This window comes from Sorangium sp. So ce296, from assembly GCF_051529605.1.
In the GTDB taxonomy this organism is placed as follows: domain Bacteria; phylum Myxococcota_A; class Polyangia; order Polyangiales; family Polyangiaceae; genus Sorangium; species Sorangium cellulosum_D.
On sequence record NZ_CP150325.1, the window covers coordinates 6,702,244 to 6,719,700 of the forward strand.

Annotated in this window: 12 protein-coding genes; 9 read left to right on the top strand and 3 right to left on the bottom strand. The window is 70.7% G+C overall.

Annotated features, from left to right (window positions below):
• Positions 1–135: 135 nt before the first annotated feature.
• The 5 genes from xylA to WME98_RS25015 all read left to right on the top strand — a co-directional run bounded on the left by xylA (position 136) and on the right by WME98_RS25015 (position 5,248).
• Positions 136–1,467, top strand: a complete 1,332-nt coding sequence (xylA, locus tag WME98_RS24995; RefSeq protein ID WP_437953574.1) for a xylose isomerase — start codon at positions 136–138, stop codon at positions 1,465–1,467.
• A 296-nt stretch (positions 1,468–1,763) separates the two neighbouring features.
• Complete coding sequence (locus WME98_RS25000; RefSeq protein WP_437953576.1) at positions 1,764–3,284, top strand: L-fucose/L-arabinose isomerase family protein; 1,521 nt, start codon at positions 1,764–1,766, stop codon at positions 3,282–3,284.
• A gap of 338 nt (positions 3,285–3,622) precedes the next feature.
• Positions 3,623–4,111, top strand: a complete 489-nt coding sequence (locus tag WME98_RS25005) for an Appr-1-p processing protein (protein ID WP_437953578.1) — start codon at positions 3,623–3,625, stop codon at positions 4,109–4,111.
• Positions 4,112–4,142: 31 nt separating this feature from the next.
• The gene (locus WME98_RS25010) at positions 4,143–4,751 is read left to right on the top strand and encodes a GyrI-like domain-containing protein (RefSeq protein WP_437953580.1); all 609 of its coding nucleotides are present in this window, start codon (positions 4,143–4,145) and stop codon (positions 4,749–4,751) included.
• 110 nt (positions 4,752–4,861) lie between these two features.
• A complete protein-coding gene (locus WME98_RS25015; protein WP_437953582.1) occupies positions 4,862–5,248 on the top strand; it encodes a VOC family protein in 387 nt (128 codons plus the stop codon).
• A gap of 67 nt (positions 5,249–5,315) precedes the next feature.
• Here the strand turns inward: WME98_RS25015 and WME98_RS25020 are convergent, their stop codons facing one another.
• Positions 5,316–6,839: an arylsulfatase gene (locus WME98_RS25020; protein WP_437953584.1), complete on the bottom strand. Its 1,524-nt coding sequence runs from the start codon at positions 6,837–6,839 to the stop codon at positions 5,316–5,318.
• Positions 6,840–7,304: 465 nt separating this feature from the next.
• On the opposite strand from WME98_RS25020, the gene WME98_RS25025 reads away from it, so the two are divergent.
• Positions 7,305–8,060, top strand: a complete 756-nt coding sequence (locus WME98_RS25025; RefSeq protein ID WP_437953586.1) for a class I SAM-dependent methyltransferase — start codon at positions 7,305–7,307, stop codon at positions 8,058–8,060.
• Positions 8,061–8,093: 33 nt separating this feature from the next.
• Here WME98_RS25025 and WME98_RS25030 read toward each other — a convergent pair whose 3' ends face one another.
• Positions 8,094–11,528, bottom strand: a complete 3,435-nt coding sequence (locus tag WME98_RS25030; RefSeq protein ID WP_437953588.1) for an AgmX/PglI C-terminal domain-containing protein — start codon at positions 11,526–11,528, stop codon at positions 8,094–8,096.
• Positions 11,529–11,821: 293 nt separating this feature from the next.
• Here WME98_RS25030 and WME98_RS25035 point away from each other — a divergent pair, with 293 nt between their 5' ends.
• The 3 genes from WME98_RS25035 to WME98_RS25045 all read left to right on the top strand — a co-directional run bounded on the left by WME98_RS25035 (position 11,822) and on the right by WME98_RS25045 (position 14,493).
• Positions 11,822–12,784, top strand: a complete 963-nt coding sequence (locus tag WME98_RS25035; protein WP_437953590.1) for an NAD(P)-dependent alcohol dehydrogenase — start codon at positions 11,822–11,824, stop codon at positions 12,782–12,784.
• A 15-nt stretch (positions 12,785–12,799) separates the two neighbouring features.
• A complete protein-coding gene (locus tag WME98_RS25040) occupies positions 12,800–13,477 on the top strand; it encodes a hypothetical protein (RefSeq protein ID WP_437953591.1) in 678 nt (225 codons plus the stop codon).
• A gap of 173 nt (positions 13,478–13,650) precedes the next feature.
• Positions 13,651–14,493: a dienelactone hydrolase family protein gene (locus WME98_RS25045; protein ID WP_437953592.1), complete on the top strand. Its 843-nt coding sequence runs from the start codon at positions 13,651–13,653 to the stop codon at positions 14,491–14,493.
• A 91-nt stretch (positions 14,494–14,584) separates the two neighbouring features.
• On the opposite strand, the gene WME98_RS25050 is transcribed toward WME98_RS25045, so the two are convergent.
• Positions 14,585–17,110, bottom strand: a complete 2,526-nt coding sequence (locus WME98_RS25050) for a penicillin acylase family protein (protein WP_437953593.1) — start codon at positions 17,108–17,110, stop codon at positions 14,585–14,587.
• Positions 17,111–17,457 lie beyond the last annotated feature (347 nt).

Sequence of the window (17,457 nt, forward strand, 5' to 3'; positions counted from 1 at the left end):
GTAAATAGTGCTAACTTACTCTCGGACCACGTGATGCAGGCCGGTGGAAGGCCGCCGTGATGATCCGTCAACCCCGTGGTGCGCCTGGTCAGGGCCTGACGAAGGCGCACGCAAGCCACGAGCAGGAGAGCCGCCATGACCGTCGTGATTGGAAACAAAGAGTACTTCCCCGGTGTCGGCAAGATCCCCTACGAGGGGCCTGAGTCCGACAACCCCCTCGCCTTCAAGTGGTACGATGAGAGCCGCGTCGTCGCTGGCAAGCCCATGAAGGACCACTTCAAGTTCGCCGTGTGCTACTGGCACACCTTCTGTGGTCGCGGGCACGACCCGTTCGGTCCGGGGACGATCAACTTCCCCTGGGACGAGGGGAAGGACCCGCTGACCCGCGCTCGCATGAAGATGGACGCGAACTTCGAGTTCATCACCAAGCTGGGCGCGACGCACTACTGTTTCCACGACATCGACCTGGTGGAGGAGGGCGACAGCCGCGCCGAGACGTCGCGCCGCCTTCAGGGCATCGTCGAGTACGCCAAGCAGAAGCAAGCGCAGTCGGGCGTCAAGCTGCTGTGGGGCACGGCGAACCTGTTCTCGAACCCGCGCTACATGAACGGCGCCTCCACGAACCCGGATTTCTCCGTGGTGGCCTACGCCGGCGCTCAGCTGAAGGACGCCCTCGACGCCACCATCGCGCTGAACGGTGAGAACTACGTGTTCTGGGGCGGCCGCGAGGGGTACATGAGCCTCCTGAACACGGACATGAAGCGCGAGAAGGAGCACTTCGCGCGCTTCTTGACCATGGCGCGCGACTACGCGCGCGCCCGGGGCTTCAAGGGGACCTTCTTCATCGAGCCCAAGCCCATGGAGCCGTCGAAGCACCAGTACGACTTCGACGCCGAGACCGTGATCGGGTTCCTGCGCCAGCACGGCCTGGACAAGGACTTCAAGCTCAACCTGGAGACGAACCACGCGACGCTCGCTGGCCACACCATGGAGCACGAGATGCAGGTGGCCGCGGACGCCGGCATGCTCGGCAGCATCGACGCGAACCGCGGCGACTATCAGAACGCGTGGGACACCGATCAGTTCCCCTACAACATCAACGAGACGGTGGAGATGATGCTCATCCTGCTCCGCAGCGGCGGGTTCCAGGGCGGCGGCGTCAACTTCGACGCGAAGCGCCGCCGCAACTCGACGGATCTGATCGACACCTTCCACGGCCACATCGGCGGCATGGACGTGTTCGCCCGCGCGCTCATCATCGCCGACGACCTGATCCGCAAGTCGCCGCTCGAGTCGATGCGCAAGGCTCGTTACGCGTCGTTCGACGGCGGCAAGGGCGCAGAGTTCGAGCAGGGCAAGTTGACGTTGGAGCAGCTGGCCGAGATCGGCAACGCTGGTGGTGAGGTCAAGCTCACGAGCGGTCAACAGGAGCTGTACGAAAACATCGTCAATCGGTGGATTCGGTAATTCGATAGGGCGCGCGAGCGAACGGCATCTTAGGCGCCGCTTCAGCTCGCCCCCCACCCTCGCCGCCGCTCTTCGAGAAGATCGCGGCGGCGAGCTTCATCCTACCGTTACAGGTCGGCTCCGAGAGCCTTGACGCTGCGGAACACGGTTGGTTGTCCCATCCGCCGCGGACGTGCGCCAAGCCCCTGCGCTAGGCGGGCGCGCTCGTCCATCGTCGCGGGTGGCGGCAGGTACAGGGGAGTTGGACAAACCAAGGGCGGTCCGCGGACCGCGTCGGACGTGGAAAGAGGTTGGCGATGGAGACGCGCAAGCCGGTCATTCTGGGTTTCATGGGCAACCGGGGGTTCTTTCCCACAGAGTTCGCGGTGGAGGGCGCGCGGGCGACGGCCGGGGTCGTAGAGGCGCTGCTCGGAGAGCACGTCGAATACGTCGATCTAGGCAATGTGGAGTCCTACGCGGACGCCAAGCGCGCTGCGGGGGCGGCTCAGGAGTATCGGCAGGGAGTCGATGGCGCTGGCGCCATTGGCGTGATCTGCTCCATGTACAACTTCTCGGATGAGAACGGCATCCGGGACTTCCTGCGCCTCGCGGATCTGAACATCCCGGTCTTGATCCACACGGAGCCGGACGTGCGTGGCCAGGGGAGGATGGGGGAGCGGGGCCGTCGCGACGGCGCTTGTGGCCGTTTCTCCGCGGCCAACGCCCTGCGCCACATCGGGTATCCCTACACCTTGACGACGAAGCACTGCGAGTCGGTGCGCTCCGCCCAGTTCGCGCGGGATCTGCACGCGTTCTATGCCACGTGTGTGCTGGCCTCCAAGTTCCGGCGTCGCGGCCGCGGCGTTCGCCTGGGGCTGGTGGGGTCGGGGCCGGACGCCTTCCAGACGGTCACCCACGTCTCCACGGAGCTCCTGGGGCACATGGGGTTGAGCACGGTGGGGCTGGAGCTGATCGCTCTGGATCGGCAGATGCGCCAGGTCGACGCAGCGCAGCTCTCGGACAAGCGCGACGAGATCCGCGCCCACTTCGGCGCGGTCGATGTCCCGCCGTCGTCGCTGGACGCCATCGCGCGCATGGGCGTGGTCTTCGACCGCTTCATTCGCGACAACGACCTGGACGGCATCGCCGTGCGCTGCTGGACGGAGATGCAGAAGTACCAGATCGGCGGGACGGTCGGGGTCATGCCGTGCACGTGCATGAGCATGCTCTCGGACAAGCTCTTGCCCGCCGCGTGTGAGACGGACATCGCGGGCTGGATGGGGATGTACATGCTCCAATGCGCGTCCGGCCTGGTTCCGGTCCTGGGGGACTGGAACAACATGTTCGACGACGACCGAGAGGAGGTTGACCTCTTTCATTGCGGCGTCTGGGCCAAGAGCGTCATGCACCCCGGGGCCAGGATCACGGAGCATCAGATCCTGGCCAAAGAGGTGGGCAAGGACAACAGCTGGGGCGCGGTCGACGGCGATCTCAAGCCCGGCACGTGCGCTTTTCTGCGCCCGTGCACCAACGCGCGGGAGGGCAACATCTTCATGTATGGCGGCGTGGGGCGCGTGACGGAGGAGCGCATCAAGACCTTCGGCACGCGCGGCCGCGTCCACATTCCGCGTATCCAGAAGCTCTTCCGCCACGTCACCGACCCCAAGCGGGCGGTGGAGCACCACACGGCCCTCGTCGTGGGTGAGGGCCAGGCCATCGCCACCACCATGAAGGCCGTGCGAGACGCCCTGCCGTACATCAACGCCCAGGCGGGCCTGAGCCAGACAGGCCGCGAGTTGATCGAGTACTACGAGCACAGCACGGTGGAAGAGCTCTAGCGGCTCGAAGGCGGCGCGCGTCGACGAGCCAGCGCGAGCGCCGCGTCGAGCGATCGGAGGCCGAGCGCCTCGTGCCGACGGCAGGGTCGCAGTCTGGGCCCCGCCTCGGCCGGCCACCGCAGCCGCCGGCCCTGCCCGAGCCTCCCCCGGCGCCCCCCGTGGACGCCGCGCCGCGCACGCCGAGCCCGCCCCCGCGGCCGCCTCCTCCCGCCCTCGCGAGCCACGGACCCTCGCCCATGACCCGCGCCGAGGCGGGTCCCGCTCGTGACCCGGCCGAATTTGCGGTACGCTTCCCGCATCATGAGCGACGTCGAACCCCTTGGTGAAGCAGAGGACTGATGACAACGATCAACTACGTGGTCGGCGACGCTACCAGGCCGGTCGGCGAGGGCTCACGGATCATCGCCCACGTGTGCAATGACGTCGGCGGGTGGGGGCGGGGCTTCGTGACCGCGTTGTCGGCGCGCTGGGCTGCGCCAGAGGTAGAATACCGCCGCTGGCACCGAGGTGAGCTGGCCGATCCGCCGTTCGGGCTTGGCCAGGTGCAGCTCGTGGAGGTCGAGCCCAGGTTGTGGGTCGCGAACATGATCGGCCAGCACGACGTGAGAGCGCGCGGCGGGGTCCCACCGGTGCGCTACGAGGCGATCGACGCTGCGCTCGCGGCGGTCGCCGCCTTCGCGCGTCGGCACGACGCGTCCGTGCACATGCCTCGCATCGGGGCAGGCTTGGCCGGAGGCAGCTGGAGCGAGATAGAGCCCCTCATCGAGCGGAACCTGTGCTCGGCGGGGCTTCGCGTCAATGTCTATGATCTCCCGGGTCAGCGGTGAGCCGCCGCCCCGCCTAGCCTCAGGTGCATTCGTGTCGAAAGTTGATCTCAAGAGAGAGCTCAAGCATCTGTACCAGGCATCCGCGAAGGAGGTGGTTCAGGTCGAAGTGCCGACATTCAAGTTCCTCATGATCGACGGCGAGGGGGACCCCAACACATCACAGGCGTACGTCGAGGCAGTGGAGGCGCTGTTCTCCGTCTCCTACACGGCGAAGTTCATGGTGAAGAAGGGGCCGCAGGGGATCGACTATGCGGTCATGCCGCTCGAAGGCCTCTGGTGGTCGGATGACATGTCCGTCTTCACCGCCAACGATAGGTCGAGATGGAAATGGACGATGATGATCATGCAGCCTCATTTCGTGGAGGATGCGGTGATTCACGCGGCCATGGCGGAGGTGAGGCGAAAGACGGCGCTTCCCGCGGTAGACGCCCTCAGGCTGGAGAGCTTCACCGAAGGATCCTGCGCTCAGATACTTCACGTCGGCCCCTTCACGGAAGAAGGGCCGACCATCCAGCGAGTCCACGATTTCATCGAAGCGCGCTCGGCGCTCGCAGGAAAGCACCACGAGGTGTATCTGAGCGACATACGGCGCGCCGACCCAGCCAAGTGGAAGACCATCATCCGCCAGCCCATGGAGTGATGGCTGGCAGAGCGCTCGCGCCGACGCCGCTTCGCGGCGCGGCTCGACTCAGGCTTCGCCCGCAGAAGACACGCGCTCCCTCACCACCACGACCCGTCCTCGGAGGTTCTATGAAGCGAGTTACCGGCATCGGGGGCATCTTCTTCAAAGCCAAAGACGCTCCGGCGCTGCAGGCTTGGTACAAGCGGCACCTCGGGATCGATGTCCAAGCGTGGGGCGGCACGGCCTTTACCTGGACCGACGGCGAAGGGAAGCCGGTCGCCGGCACGACCGTCTGGTCCATCGCCCCGGCAGAAGGCGATCAATTTGCGCCCAGCGCCGCGACGTTCATGGTCAATTACCGGGTCGAGGACCTCCACGCCCTCGTTCAAGTCTTGCGCGAAGAAGGCTGCGACGTCCTCGAGAAGATCGACGATTCCGAGTACGGAAAATTTGCCTGGGTCATCGATCCAGAAGGAAACAAGGTAGAGCTTTGGCAGCCGCCTGCCGGCCAATGACCAGGGCGATCGGCCTCAGCAAGAATCTGCGGCCTGACAGATGCTCCCCGTCATGTCTGGCGGTCGTTCAATCGGAGGTGCGCTGCATGCGCTGGAGGATGGTGTCCAGGTTCCACGTCTCCGGCTTCTGCCGGGGCGGGAACTTCTGGAACGAGGCCAAGAACTTCCTGGCGAAGGCGAGGGCCGGGATGAGCGCGAAGGCGTGGTCGATGCGCCACTTGTCGTAGAGGATGCTGCCCTGATCGGCCCTCTCGAAGGGATCGGCCCGGAGGTCGAAGAGCTTGGGCAGGCGGAGCGGCACGAAAGGCTCCTGCCAGACGAGGAGTCCCTGGGCGCGCTGCTCGGCGAAGACGACCTTCCAGCGATCGTAGCGGAGGGCGACGACCTGCCCCTCGTCATTCACGTAGAAGAATTCGCGCCGCGCGCTCGGGCCGGCGCCGGAGAGCAGCGCCGTCTGATCGTAGCCGTCGAGATGGACCCGGAACGTCTTGCCGCCGGCGCGGTAGCCGGTGAGGAGCCGCTTCTTCGCGTCGCGCACGCCCGCCGCCGCGGCCAGCGTGGGGAGCCAATCCTCGGACGCGACGATCGAGGTGTCGATCCGGCCGGGCGCGATGACGCCGGGCCAGCGCGCGAGACAAGGCACGCGATAAGCGCCTTCGTACTGCGTGTTCTTCTCGCCCCTGAACGGCGTGGTCCCGCCGTCGGGCCAGGTGAACGACTCGGCGCCGTTGTCGGTCGTGTAGATGACGAGGGTGTCCCCGGAGATGCCGAGATCGTCGAGCGCCGAGAGCAGCCTACCGACGTGCCCGTCGTGCTCGACCATGCCGTCGGCGTAGACGCCGAGCCCGGTCTTGCCCGCGGCCTCGGGCTTGAGGTGTGTCCATACGTGCATGCGCGTGCTGTTGAACCAGACGAAGAAGGGCCGCTCCGCCTCGTGCGCGCGCTCGATGAAGCCCAGCGTGGCGGCGAGGACCTCCTCGTCGATGGTCTCCATCCGCTCGCGGGTGAGCGGCCCCGTGTCCTCGATCCGCTGCCCGCCGCGGCCATCGGCCCAGCTGTGGACCACGCCGCGCGGGCCGAACTTCTCCCGGAACCTCGGGTCCCTGGGGTAGTCCGGGTGCTCGGGCTCCTCCTCGGCGTTCAGGTGGTAGAGGTTGCCGAAGAACTCGTCGAAGCCGTGCATCGTGGGCAGATGCTCGTCGCGGTCGCCGAAGTGATTTTTGCCGAACTGCCCGGTGGCGTAGCCGAGCGGCCGGAGGATCTCGGCGATCGTGGGATCCTCGTCGCTGAGCCCCCGCTTCGCGCCCGGGATGCCGATCTTGGTGAGGCCGGTCCGGAGCGGCGTCTGGCCCGTCATGAGGGCGGCGCGCCCGGCGGTGCAGCTCTGCTGTCCGTAGTAGTCGGTGAAGAGGATCCCCTCGCGCGCGATGCGGTCGATGTGGGGCGTCTCATAGCCCATCATTCCCCGGTTGTACGCGCTCAGGTTGAACCAGCCGATGTCGTCGCCCATGATGATCAGGATATTCGGCTGCTCCCTGCTTCCCTTCCTGGTGCGAGCGCCGCCGCGCAGACGCCGTGCTTGCCGTCCCATGTCCGGATCATGCGCGCGGGCGTCCAGACCGGGAGCAGGGCGGCGCGTTGTTCATCCACTTCCGGTGTCGCCCGCGGTTTCGGGGGCCGGCGTCTCCGTCGCCTGGGTCGCGTCCCGGATCTCTCGGAGCGTCCGCTGCAAGTCGGGGTACGCCTCGATCCGCTCGAAGGTGCCTGCGTCGGGGAATCCGGCTCGCTGGTGAGATGACTCTGGGAGCGGCACGCTGTCTGACGCCACCACCGGTAAAAGAGCGACTCACCGGGAAGCCGAAGGCGCTGCCCGTCGGGGGTCTCATTGGCCCTCGCCGAGCATGGGTTCTCCTCCAAAGAACGTAAGCAGGTGCGTGGCCCCTGGGCTCCGGGTATACGCTTCCCGCGCGATCGTCCGCGTTGCCGAGGCGCGCGCTCGCTCGCCTCGCAGCGCGCCCGAGCCAGACCGAACCCCTCTCGCCCAAGGAGATGCCCCATGCAGATCACCCTGTCGCCCCAGGACTACGCCACCGCGTTCCGCCTCCTCTCCGCGACCTCCAGGCATCCGGAGAACATCGCGGAGGGAATCCGGCAACGCATCGTCCCCCACCTGCCCGAGGGGCCGTCCTTGCTCGACGTCGGCGCCGGTCCCGGCGCCATCGCGGCGCGGCTCGCGCCCTGGTTCGGCGACATGACCCTGATCGAGCCGAACGAGGCGCAGCTCGGCGCGTCCGCGCCGGCCGGCGCCGAGATCTTCCGCGACACCTTCGAACGGTTCGAGTCGCCGCGCCGCTACGATCTCGTCCTCTGCTCCCACATGCTCTACCACGTGCCCCTCGCGGACTGGGGCGGCTTCATCGACAGGCTGCTCTCGTTCGCCAAGCCGGCGGGGTACTGCGCCATCGTCCTCGGCGCCGATCGGGGGCAGAACTACGAGATGCACCGCGATTTCACGTCGATGGTCATCGACAGCTCCGTGCTCATCAAGACGCTGCGGGACAAGCAGCTCGCGTTCGACGTGGTGGGGAGCCACAACGCCTACACGGCGGAGACGCTCGAGGAGATGGTCACGCTCTGTCGCTTCTTCGTGCTCGCGGACTGCATCTCCGCCGAGCAGCTCGCCGCGATGACGGAGGGCGAGGCGCGCGCGCTCGACGAGAAGATCCGCGGGCACGCCGCGCGGTGTAGGACCGAGGACGGCGCGTACCGGCTGAGCCAGGACGACGACATGGTCATCCTCCGCCGGGCGTGACCGTCCCGCCGCGCGTCGACGGCGTCCTCCGCGTCAGCGCGCGACCGCGCCGAGATCCACGAATGCCTGGTCGGTCATGATCACGAAAGGCCGCTCGTCGAAGCTCAGGCCGCCCTTGCCGTCGTGATCGACGATCTGCAGCTTGCCCATGCCGTAGCCCATCGGGCCGCGCGCATAGTAATGCGCCTGCAGGGTGTACCGGCTGGCCCGCCGGTCCCGGGGCGCGCGGATGGTGAAGCACTCGGGCCCGTAACCGGTGGTGACGTCGGCGTAGAGACGGCCGCCGCTCGGCAGCGTCGGGCTCTCGTAGTAAGCGTGGCCGCCGCGGTCGTCCCGGATGTGGAAATCGACGTCGTTGGCGTCGGTCTCCCAGGTCAGCACGAAGCGGAGCGACGGCGCCCGGTCGAGGGCGGCGCCCGCCTTCGCGAGCCGGGCCAGGACGGTAGGCCGGCGCGCCGGCTCCGCCTTGAGCCACGCGGCGGCGACGAGGCCGAGGTCCTCGCGCAGGATGCCCTCGACGCCGGCGAAGCGCCCCGACGGGTAGCGGCGCGCGAGGCCCGCCGCGAGCGCGTCGAAGGCGGCGGCGTGCTCGCCCCGCTTGAGGCGCGCGAACGCGAGCAGGCGGTGGCTGGAGGGGTGATCGGGGCGCTGCTCGCGCGCCTTCTCGTAGGTGTCCACCGCCAGATCGAGGCCCACCTCGGCCGGGAGGCGCTCGAGGCGCGCGCCGGCGAAGCGGCGGAGGTCCGCGCGCGCCGGGAACAGGTCGATGAGCGAGCCGTACGCGCGGGCGGCGCCCGGCGCGTCGCCCGCGGCCTCGAGCGCCTCGCCGAGCGCGACGAGCGCGAGCACGTCGCCAGGCGCGTCGGCGTGCCAGGCAGACGCGTCGCGCGCCGCGGCCTGCGCGTCGCCGTGGGCGAGGAGGTCGTGGACCCGCGCGAAGCGGCCGGTGTACGGCTGGACCGGCGGCTCCGGCGGCGGCGCGGCGGCGTGCGGCGCGGCGGAGGCGCGCGGCGCGGCCGCGGCGTGCGGCGCGGCCGCGGCGTCCGGAGGCGCCAGCTGGAGCGGGTACACCACGTCGACGCTCCCGACCTCGGGCCGAGGGAAAGTCAGCCCGTAGAAGGCGCGGATCACGCAGGAGACCACGGCCCCGTCGGGCAGATCGGATCCGCCGTCGCGCGCGTTCACGACCGCGCCGCTCGGGTCGATGGTGAAGCGCACGGCGACGCGGCCCTGCAGGCGGGGGCTCCGCTCTAGCCCGCGCTCGTAGCAGAGGCGGAAGCGGCCGAAGCTCTGGCGGACGATGCGCTGGATCACCTCCGGCGGGAGGCGGCCGCTCACCTGGGTGACGCCCATGCGGACCGAGGGCGCCGCGGCCCGGTGGTGCCCGCCGAGGCGGCCGTGCCCGCTGCCGAAGCCCTGGCCGGCGCCCGCGGACGGCGCGGGCGCGGCGGCACCGTGGCCCAGGGTGCCGATCGAGCCGAGGCCGATGCCCTCGCCGCGGCCGCCGCCGCCCTCGCCGATGCCCGACAGCCCGAGCCCGCCCGCGCCGAAGGACGCCTCGCGCGCGCCGGGAGGCGGCGCCGGCGGCGCGGGGGGCGGGCGCAGGGCCGCGGCCTCGCCGGCGTCGTCGTCGGCGCGCGGGCCGGCGGGCGGCGCGGCTGCCTGCGGCTTCTCGGCCGGCGGCCACGAGCGCTTCTGCACGGCGATGCGGCCGCCGTCCACGGTCAGGATGTCGGCGAGGCCGCGCCGGGGGATGTCGAAGCGCTCGTAGTCGCCCTCGGTCTCCAGCACGAGCAGCGCGGTGTACGGGCTCAGCACCCGGTGCGCGATCGAGAGGTCGACGACCTGCTTGCGGAGGGCGTCCTGGCCGCCGGGCGCGACGTCGCCGGCGAGGAGGCCGTCGATCTTCGCGCGGGCCCAGGCGCGCTCGAGCAGGGGGCGCTCCACGCCGCGGAGGTCGGGCGCGGAGGTGTGGCCGTCCACCGTGATCCGGACCGGCAGCTCGGCCGGCACGTCGGCGTAGACGAGCGCCTCGTCGCCGGGCTGCACGCCGTCCAGCGTGCGAGGCCAGACCCAGCGCGCGCCCTCGACGCTCACCGCGATCCCCGAGCGGGTGGCCGAGGAGAGGCGCCGATCGAGCTCGGCGACGCCGCGGGCGCCGTCGATCACGGCGCCGTCGCGGGGCAGGCCCGCCGTGACGAGCTGCCGGAGGACGGCCTCGTCGCGGAGGCCGCCGAGCGCGACCGCGTCGAGCCGCTCGACGCCCGCGTCGCGCAGGGCCGCCGCGGCGCCGCGCAGGGCGCCCGGCGCGACCTCGCCCGCGGTGGCGACGCCGTCGGAGAGGAGCACCACGCGAAGCGGCCCGCGGGCGCGCGCGCGCTCGCCGGCCCAGCGGAGCGCGCGGCCGAGATCCGAGGCGCCGAGCGCCCTCCGCTCGCGGATGCGCCGGAGCTCCGCCTCGCCGAACGCCGAGGCCGCGCCGTCGAAGACGGGGGCGACGGTCTGGTCGTAGCAGGCGACGGTGAGCGGCGCGTCCGGGCCGCCCGCGCGCGCGGCCGCCCGCGCGACGGCCGCGAGCAGGCCGAGCTGCTCCTCGAGATCGAGCGCCCGCGAGGCGCTGGTGTCGACGAGGACGACGGCGGAGGCGAGCGGATCGGGCCGCGACTCCACCGTGGGGCGCACGCGGGCGAGCGCGAGCTCGCCGCTGCGCAGGCCGCCCCGCGCCTCCATCGGCGCGAGGCGCGCGGGCGCCACCACGAAGTCGGCGTCGGGCGCCTCGTCCGTCCGGTGGAGCGCGTGGATCGGCGCGGCGGCGCCCGCGACGGTGGCCTCGAGATCGAGGTAGCTCACGACGGGCAGGCCGCGGAGCGGGACGGTGAAGGGGGCGTCGGGGCGGAGCTCCTGGGAGTACGCGAGGACGATCTCCTTCACGCCGCGCGGCGGGATGGGGAAGACCCGCGCGGTCACCTCGTTGCCCGACGCCTGCTCGAGCAGCGCCGGATCCTGTTTGCGGTGGAGGAAGTCCTCGTACGCCTCGCGCGCGCGCTGTCGCTCGACGACCTCGCCCTCTTGCCAGCGCTTGCCGAGCCGCATGGCGAGGCGGCCGAGGCTCGCGCCGGGCGGCAGGGTGACGCGGAAGGTGCCTTCGAGCGCGCGGTTTTCGGGGTTCTCGAAGGTGAGGTGCAGCTCGGTGAACGCGAGCGGCGCCTCGATCACGGCGCGGCCGGTGAGGGCGACGAGGCGCAGCCCCGTGCCGTCGGCGGCGGTGAGCCGGATCGGCGCGGCCGGGGGGCGGCCCGGCGCGGTGGCGGGGGCCGGCTCGGCGGGCTGGGCGCGCGACGCGGCGGGGTCGGGCCCGCGCCGGTGCGCGCCCGGGGCGGCGGGCGGCGAGGCGCTGTCGGCGCAGCTCGAGAGCGCGAGGACGAGGGCGGCGAGCGCAGCGCGGCCGCGGGGGAGGGAGCTTCGCACGAGGGCCTCCGGTCGTGGCGCGGCGGGCCGCGCCTGAACGCGCAGGACCGCCGGCGTGGGATGGGGCGATCGACATCGGGGTGGGCCGGAGGTTCCCGGCCGCGTCGCTCGAGCCGGGGTCGCCGCCGGTGCCGGCCCGCCGCGCCGGGTGGCGGTCGTGGCGAGGAGATGACTAGAATCGTCGGCATGAGCTATCCCACCAAGCCGCGCTCGCGATGCGCGCCGGCCGTCATCGAGGCTGGTCCGACGCCGCTGCGCGGAGGGGCGCGCCTCGCCGCGCCGGCCGAGGCGACATGAGGGCCATCGTCTACGACCGGTACGGCGCGCCCGACGTGCTGAGGCTCGCGGACATCGCCGTGCCCGAGATCGGGGAGGACGAGGTGCTGGTGCGCGTCCGCGCGGCGTCCGTGAACTCCTGGGACTGGGATCTCGTGACCGGAACGCCGGTGTTCTTCCGCTTCTGGGGCCTGTTCAAGCCCAAGCACAGGGTCCCCGGCGCGGACGTCGCGGGGCAGGTCGAGGCGGTGGGCAAGAACGTGACCCGGTTCCGCCCGGGCGACGAGGTGTTCGGAGATCTCTGCCAGTGCGGCTGGGGCGGCTTCGCGGAGTTCGCGCGCGCCCGCGAGAGCGCGCTGGCGCTCAAGCCGGCCGGGATGACGTTCGAGCAGGCCGCAGCCATCCCCCAGGCGGGCGCCATGGCCCTGCAGGGGCTCCGCGATGAGGGGGCGATCCGGCCCGCGCAGACGATCTTGATCAACGGCGCGGGGGGAGGGGTCGGCACGTTCGCGATCCAGATCGCGAAGTCGTTCGGCGCCGAGGTCACCGGCGTGGACCGGGCGGGAAAGCTCGAGACGATGCGCTCGGTCGGCGCGGATCACGTCGTCGACTACGCGAGAGAAGACTTCGCGGAGAACGGGAAAAGGTACGATCTGATCCTCGACGCCGCGGCGCATCGCTCGATGTTCGACTATTCGCGCGCGCTGAGCCCGGGGGGAACCTACGTGATGCTCGGGGGCTCCGTCGGTCGGATCCTCGAGCTCTTGTTGCTCGGTCCGTGGATCTCGAGGAGCGAGCGAAAGAAGATGCGCATCCTGGCGGCGAAGGCAAACCACGAGCTGGCTGTCCTGGCGGAGCTGTTTCAAGCGGGGAAGGTGAGGCCCGTCATCGATCGCTGTTACCCGCTCGCCGAGGTCGCCGACGCGTTTCGCTATTTCGGGGAGGGAAGAGCGTGCGGGAAGATCGTCATCACCCTGTGACCCCGAGGGAGAGGCATGCTCGCGTTCCTCCACACGGCCCGCGTCCACGTCGAGACCTTCAGCCGCCTCGTCCGGGCGGTGGACGACGCGATCCCGGTTCGGCATGAGGTCCAGGAGCGCCTCCTCGCGGACGCGGTGGCGGCCGGCGGGATCACGGACGGCGTCAGGTCGGCCACGGCCGCGGTCGTCGAGGCCCTCGCCGGCGGCGGCGCGCGGGTGATCGTGTGCACCTGCTCGACCCTCGGCGGCGTCGCGGAGGCGGCGCCCGTCGACGGCTGCGTCGTGATGCGGATCGATCGCCCGATGGCGGAGCAAGCCGTCGCGAGCGGCCGCCGGATCGTCGTCCTGGCCGCGCTCCAGAGCACATTGCAGCCGACCGTGGCATTGCTGCATCAGACAGCGTCCGACGCGGAGCGCTCGATCGACGTTGTCCAGACGCTGTGCGAGCGCGCGTGGCGGCTCTTCGAGGCGGGTGACCACGCCGGCTATATCGGCGAGATCGCCAGGACCATCGAGACCACCGCGCTCCCGAGCGATCTCGTGCTGCTGGCGCAGGCGTCGATGGCCCCCGCTGCCGAGCTCGTTCGACATCTCGGGATCCCTGTCCTGAGCAGCCCGAGATCGGGCGTGGAGGCGGCCGTGTCGAGGTATCGCTCCACTGCTGTCGGTGGAGCACCGCGCGCGAGAGGATAGGCGGGGAGCTCGGGCACGCCCGAGCTCGTCGCGAGGCGTCGCGGGGCGCCTCGAGGGGACATCGCCGCGCCTGACGCCGGCGAGGAGGCGAATCGATCTTCGCCGTGTCGCCCGCGCGGCCACGCCGCCATGACGGGCTTTACCGCGCGCGCGCGCCGTGATGCAGTCACGCCGTGACCACACCGAGCAAACCCAAGGCGCCCGAGGGCGATCTCGCCACCTTCCAGCGCGAGCGCGTCACGCACTACGGGGAGACGCGCGACGTCTATCGGAAAGGGAAGGGCCCCGCGGTCCTCGTGCTGACCGAGATGCCGGGCATCTCTCCCCAGGTGCTCGGGTTCGCCGACCGGGTCGTGGCGCTCGGCTGCTCGGCCGTGCTGCCGAACCTCTTCGGGACCGCCGGCCGCGACCCTCTGCAGCCGTCCAGGCTGTCGGCCGCGCTCTACGCGCTCTCGACCATGGCCAAGGCCTGCGTCAGCAAGGAGTTCACCGTCTTCGCGACAGGCCGTTCCTCGCCGGTCGTCGACTGGCTCCGGGCCCTCGCCGCGTCAGAGCACGAGCGCTGCGGCGGGCCGGGCGTGGGCGTCGTGGGGATGTGCTTCACCGGCGGGTTCGCGCTCGCCATGGCGGCGGACGCCCGGGTGCTGGCGCCCGTCATGTCGCAGCCGTCGCTCCCGCTCGGGCTCAACGAGAGCCGGCGGCGATCCGTCGATTGCGCTCCTGCGACCCTCGACGCGGTGGCGCAGCGCTGCGACCGGGAGGGCCTCCGGGTCATCGGGCTCCGCTTCAAGGGCGATCCCCTGGTGCCCGAGGAGCGGTTCCAGTTCCTGCGCGAGCGCCTCGGCGACGGCTTCGTCGCCGTGGAGCTGGAGCAAGCCGACGGGCACCCCGAGGGCCCTCTCAAGAAGCATCACTCGGTGCTCACCGGCGCGTTGATCGATGCTCCGGGCGAGCCGACGCGCGCCGCGCTCGACCGCGTCCTCCAGCTCTTTCGCGACAAGCTCCTGGCCGCATAGCGCGCCGTCTGGCTCGCCCGCGGCGCCGCCGGCGTCTCGATCGCCCCCTGCGCTCAGGCGCCCCGCGAGCGCGCCGGCGGCGCCCGTCGATTCAAGGGATCGCCGCGGACGTGAACGGTATCGGAAAGATCTGACCCGTCCTCCACGCCTCCGCGTGATCCGCATAGCGGCACGTCCGCGGATCACCGCTCATCCCCGTGCTCATCACCCCGAGCGACCCGTCGAGCGGCGCGAGGTTCCAGATGATCCGCGTCGCGCTCAGCGAGTCCTGATCGAGCGCGGCGCGCACCCCGCCTGCCTCCTCGAGCTCGCCAGGCGGGAGCGCCAGGATACCGACCTTCCCGAACCACCCGCCGATATTCACCGTCTCCACGTCGCCGGTCGCGGGGAAGGTGCCGATGTCGAACCGCGCGTCCGCCCCCGCGAGCGGGTGGTTGTAGGTCAGCTGGTGGATCCCGCCCCAGGTCCACGCGCTCACGTCCGAGCCGAGGGACGCGCGGAGCATCGCGTCCGCCTCGGCGAGGGCTGCGCGGACGGCCTGGTCCCGCGCGGCGCCCGGGTCGACGCCCGCGCTGATGCCGAAATAAGGCGCGCGCGGGTCCTCGAGCACATCCATCAAGCCGCCGAGCTGGTTCGTGAGGAACACGCTCGGCGCGAAGAACGCGTACTCGTCGGGACCGATCACGTCCCTCACCGTGTTGCGCAGCAGGATCAGCGTGAGCATCTCGTACACCGCTGCCCCCTGGCTGCCCGCCGCCGCGTTCCCGTCCCACTGCGCCAGCGCCGCCGCGGCCGCCGCCGCGCTCGGATCGTCCGCCGGCAGCCCGGCGCGCCCGAGCGCCGCCAGGTAGCTGTCGCGCAGCGGCAGCCCGATCGTGGTCTGCGTGTCGAGCTGGATCGAGGCCATGTCCTGCGGCGTGAGCGGCGTCGTCGCCGTGGTGAGGCGGGTGATGATCCGCTGCGCGCGCCACGGCATGTCCCAGTAGTTGGCCAGGTGGACCGGCCGGCCCTGCGGCGCATAACCGCGCGGAACGATCCGGTGGTTCGCCGTCACGAGGAGATGCGACGGCGGATCGTAGACCGAGGGCAGCTCGGCGTCGGTCGCGTATCCGGTCCACTCGTGCCCGCCCGTCCCCGGCACCGGATAGAGCGAGTTCAGCGGGCTCTCGCGCTGCGGCGCGAGCCCCGAGAGCTGGTAGCCGATGTGGCCGTGGGTGCCCGCGTAATCCGCGAAGATGAAGTTCCACCCGATGCTCTGCTTCAGCGCCGCCGCCCGGAACTGCGCAAAGGTCTGCGCCGCCGGCATCTCGAAGTAGCCGTCGACCCTCCACGCCGGTTGACCCGCGGTCGACTTGAGCGCGAGGGTGCCGAACGCCTCCAGACCCTCCAGGCCATCGTTGAGGATCGGCCCGTGGGGCGTCGCGCGGAACGTCCGCTGCACGTCCGGCTGCCCCTTCACGCGGAGGGTCTCCGTGCGCGTGGTGACGCGCCTCCACTGGCCGTTGACGAGCACCTCCTCGCCGCCTCCGTTCGCGGGGCGGAGCGTCTCCACGTACAGGTCGACGCTGTCGAAGAGCGCATACGTAGGCACCCAGGCGATGCTCTCCGTGTGGCCGCTGATGAACCCGGGGAAGCCGGGCACCATCCAGCCTGCAACGTCGTACTGCCCGCTCACCTTGAGCTGAGCCACGTAGACGGAGGACGGGGTCGCATGGGGGAAGTGCGGGTCTGTCGCCAGGAGCGGCTTGCCGGTCGAGGTGAGGTGCCCGTCGACCGCCCAGGCGTTGCTCGCGCGCCCGCTCGCGGGCGTCATGCCCAGGGACCGCCCCGCGAGCCAGCGCGCGCCCGCGAGGCACGCCGGCGGGGGCGGATTGATGATGGTCGCGGCCGGCCCGCTCGGGCCGGGCGGCACGAGGAACTGCGAGATCGGGCTCAGGTTGCCCTGCGCATCAAACATCGATACTTCGTTCCCCGCCTCCTTGATCAGCGTCGTCGCGACCTCCGTCCCGGCGACGGATGCCACCGCGGCGCGTTCGAGCTTGGTGAACCACGTCAGCGTGTCGAAGGTGACCCCCACGTAGATGTAGGCGAGGACGCTGTCCTCGGGCGTCCAGGGATCCGGCTGAACGCCGAGGGCTTGGAACTCGAGCGGCAGGCCGGTCATCGACGCTCTCGCATCCGCGATGTACTGGTTCACGCCCGCCGCGCAGCCCTGCAGCGCGCGCTTCGTCCGCGAGGCCGCCGCCGCGTAGCGCGCCGCGGCGAACGCCGAGAGGTTCTGCGCGCGGGCGAGGAGATCCTGATCGAGGATGCTGTCGCCGTCGCCGGGCCCGTAGATCTCCGCGAGGCGCCCCTTGGCGCTCCGGCGCAGCACGTCCATCTGGAAGAGCCGGTCGCGCGCCATCGCATAGCAGAGGCCGCCGTAGCCCGTCGCTTCGTCCTCTGCGGTCACGTGGGACATCCCCCGAGCATCCACGCGGATGGACGCGACCCCGCGCCCGCTGATCTCGACGGCGAGCTGCCCTTCCCCCGCTCGCTCCGCCAAACCCCCACCATCCCGGGTGACGCTGCACGCAGCAGCGGATAACAGGAACACCACGCCGGTCATTCGTCTCATCGTGCGCATCTCCTCCTGGACGTTTCACGAAGGCCGCGCTCCACAGACGATGTGCGCCGCGCTCACCTGCGCCACCAAGCCCCCTTCAGCGCGCGCGTGCGGAGAGCGGTCGACATTGCAGCATGCCGTCTCGGAAGAACTGGACGGCTGCCAAAACTGGCAAACTAGCACTTCCACGGTGTACGCGCCATGCGCGGAACCCATGGTGAACCGAGCTCTTCAGGACGCCGACCACACCGTTCGCGGAGCTCGCACACGGTACGTCCGGGGCTCGGGCGCGCGGTGCAAGGAGGTCGTCGCCGCAAGGTCAACCCCAAGGCGCCCCTCGGGTCGATGCAGCGTCACCG

Bases quoted from the DNA above. Each gene is read 5' to 3' on its own strand.
- WME98_RS25015 (WP_437953582.1), top strand. From the start codon at position 4,862: ATGAAGCGAGTTACCGGCATCGGGGGCATCTTCTTCAAAGCCAAAGAC.
- WME98_RS25035 (WP_437953590.1), top strand. From the start codon at position 11,822: ATGAGGGCCATCGTCTACGACCGGTACGGCGCGCCCGACGTGCTGAGG.
- WME98_RS25025 (WP_437953586.1), top strand. From the start codon at position 7,305: ATGCAGATCACCCTGTCGCCCCAGGACTACGCCACCGCGTTCCGCCTC.
- WME98_RS25040 (WP_437953591.1), top strand. From the start codon at position 12,800: ATGCTCGCGTTCCTCCACACGGCCCGCGTCCACGTCGAGACCTTCAGC.
- WME98_RS25020 (WP_437953584.1), bottom strand. From the start codon at position 6,839: ATGGGACGGCAAGCACGGCGTCTGCGCGGCGGCGCTCGCACCAGGAAG.
- WME98_RS25005 (WP_437953578.1), top strand. From the start codon at position 3,623: ATGACAACGATCAACTACGTGGTCGGCGACGCTACCAGGCCGGTCGGC.
- WME98_RS25000 (WP_437953576.1), top strand. From the start codon at position 1,764: ATGGAGACGCGCAAGCCGGTCATTCTGGGTTTCATGGGCAACCGGGGG.
- xylA (WP_437953574.1), top strand. From the start codon at position 136: ATGACCGTCGTGATTGGAAACAAAGAGTACTTCCCCGGTGTCGGCAAG.
- WME98_RS25050 (WP_437953593.1), bottom strand. From the start codon at position 17,110: ATGAGACGAATGACCGGCGTGGTGTTCCTGTTATCCGCTGCTGCGTGC.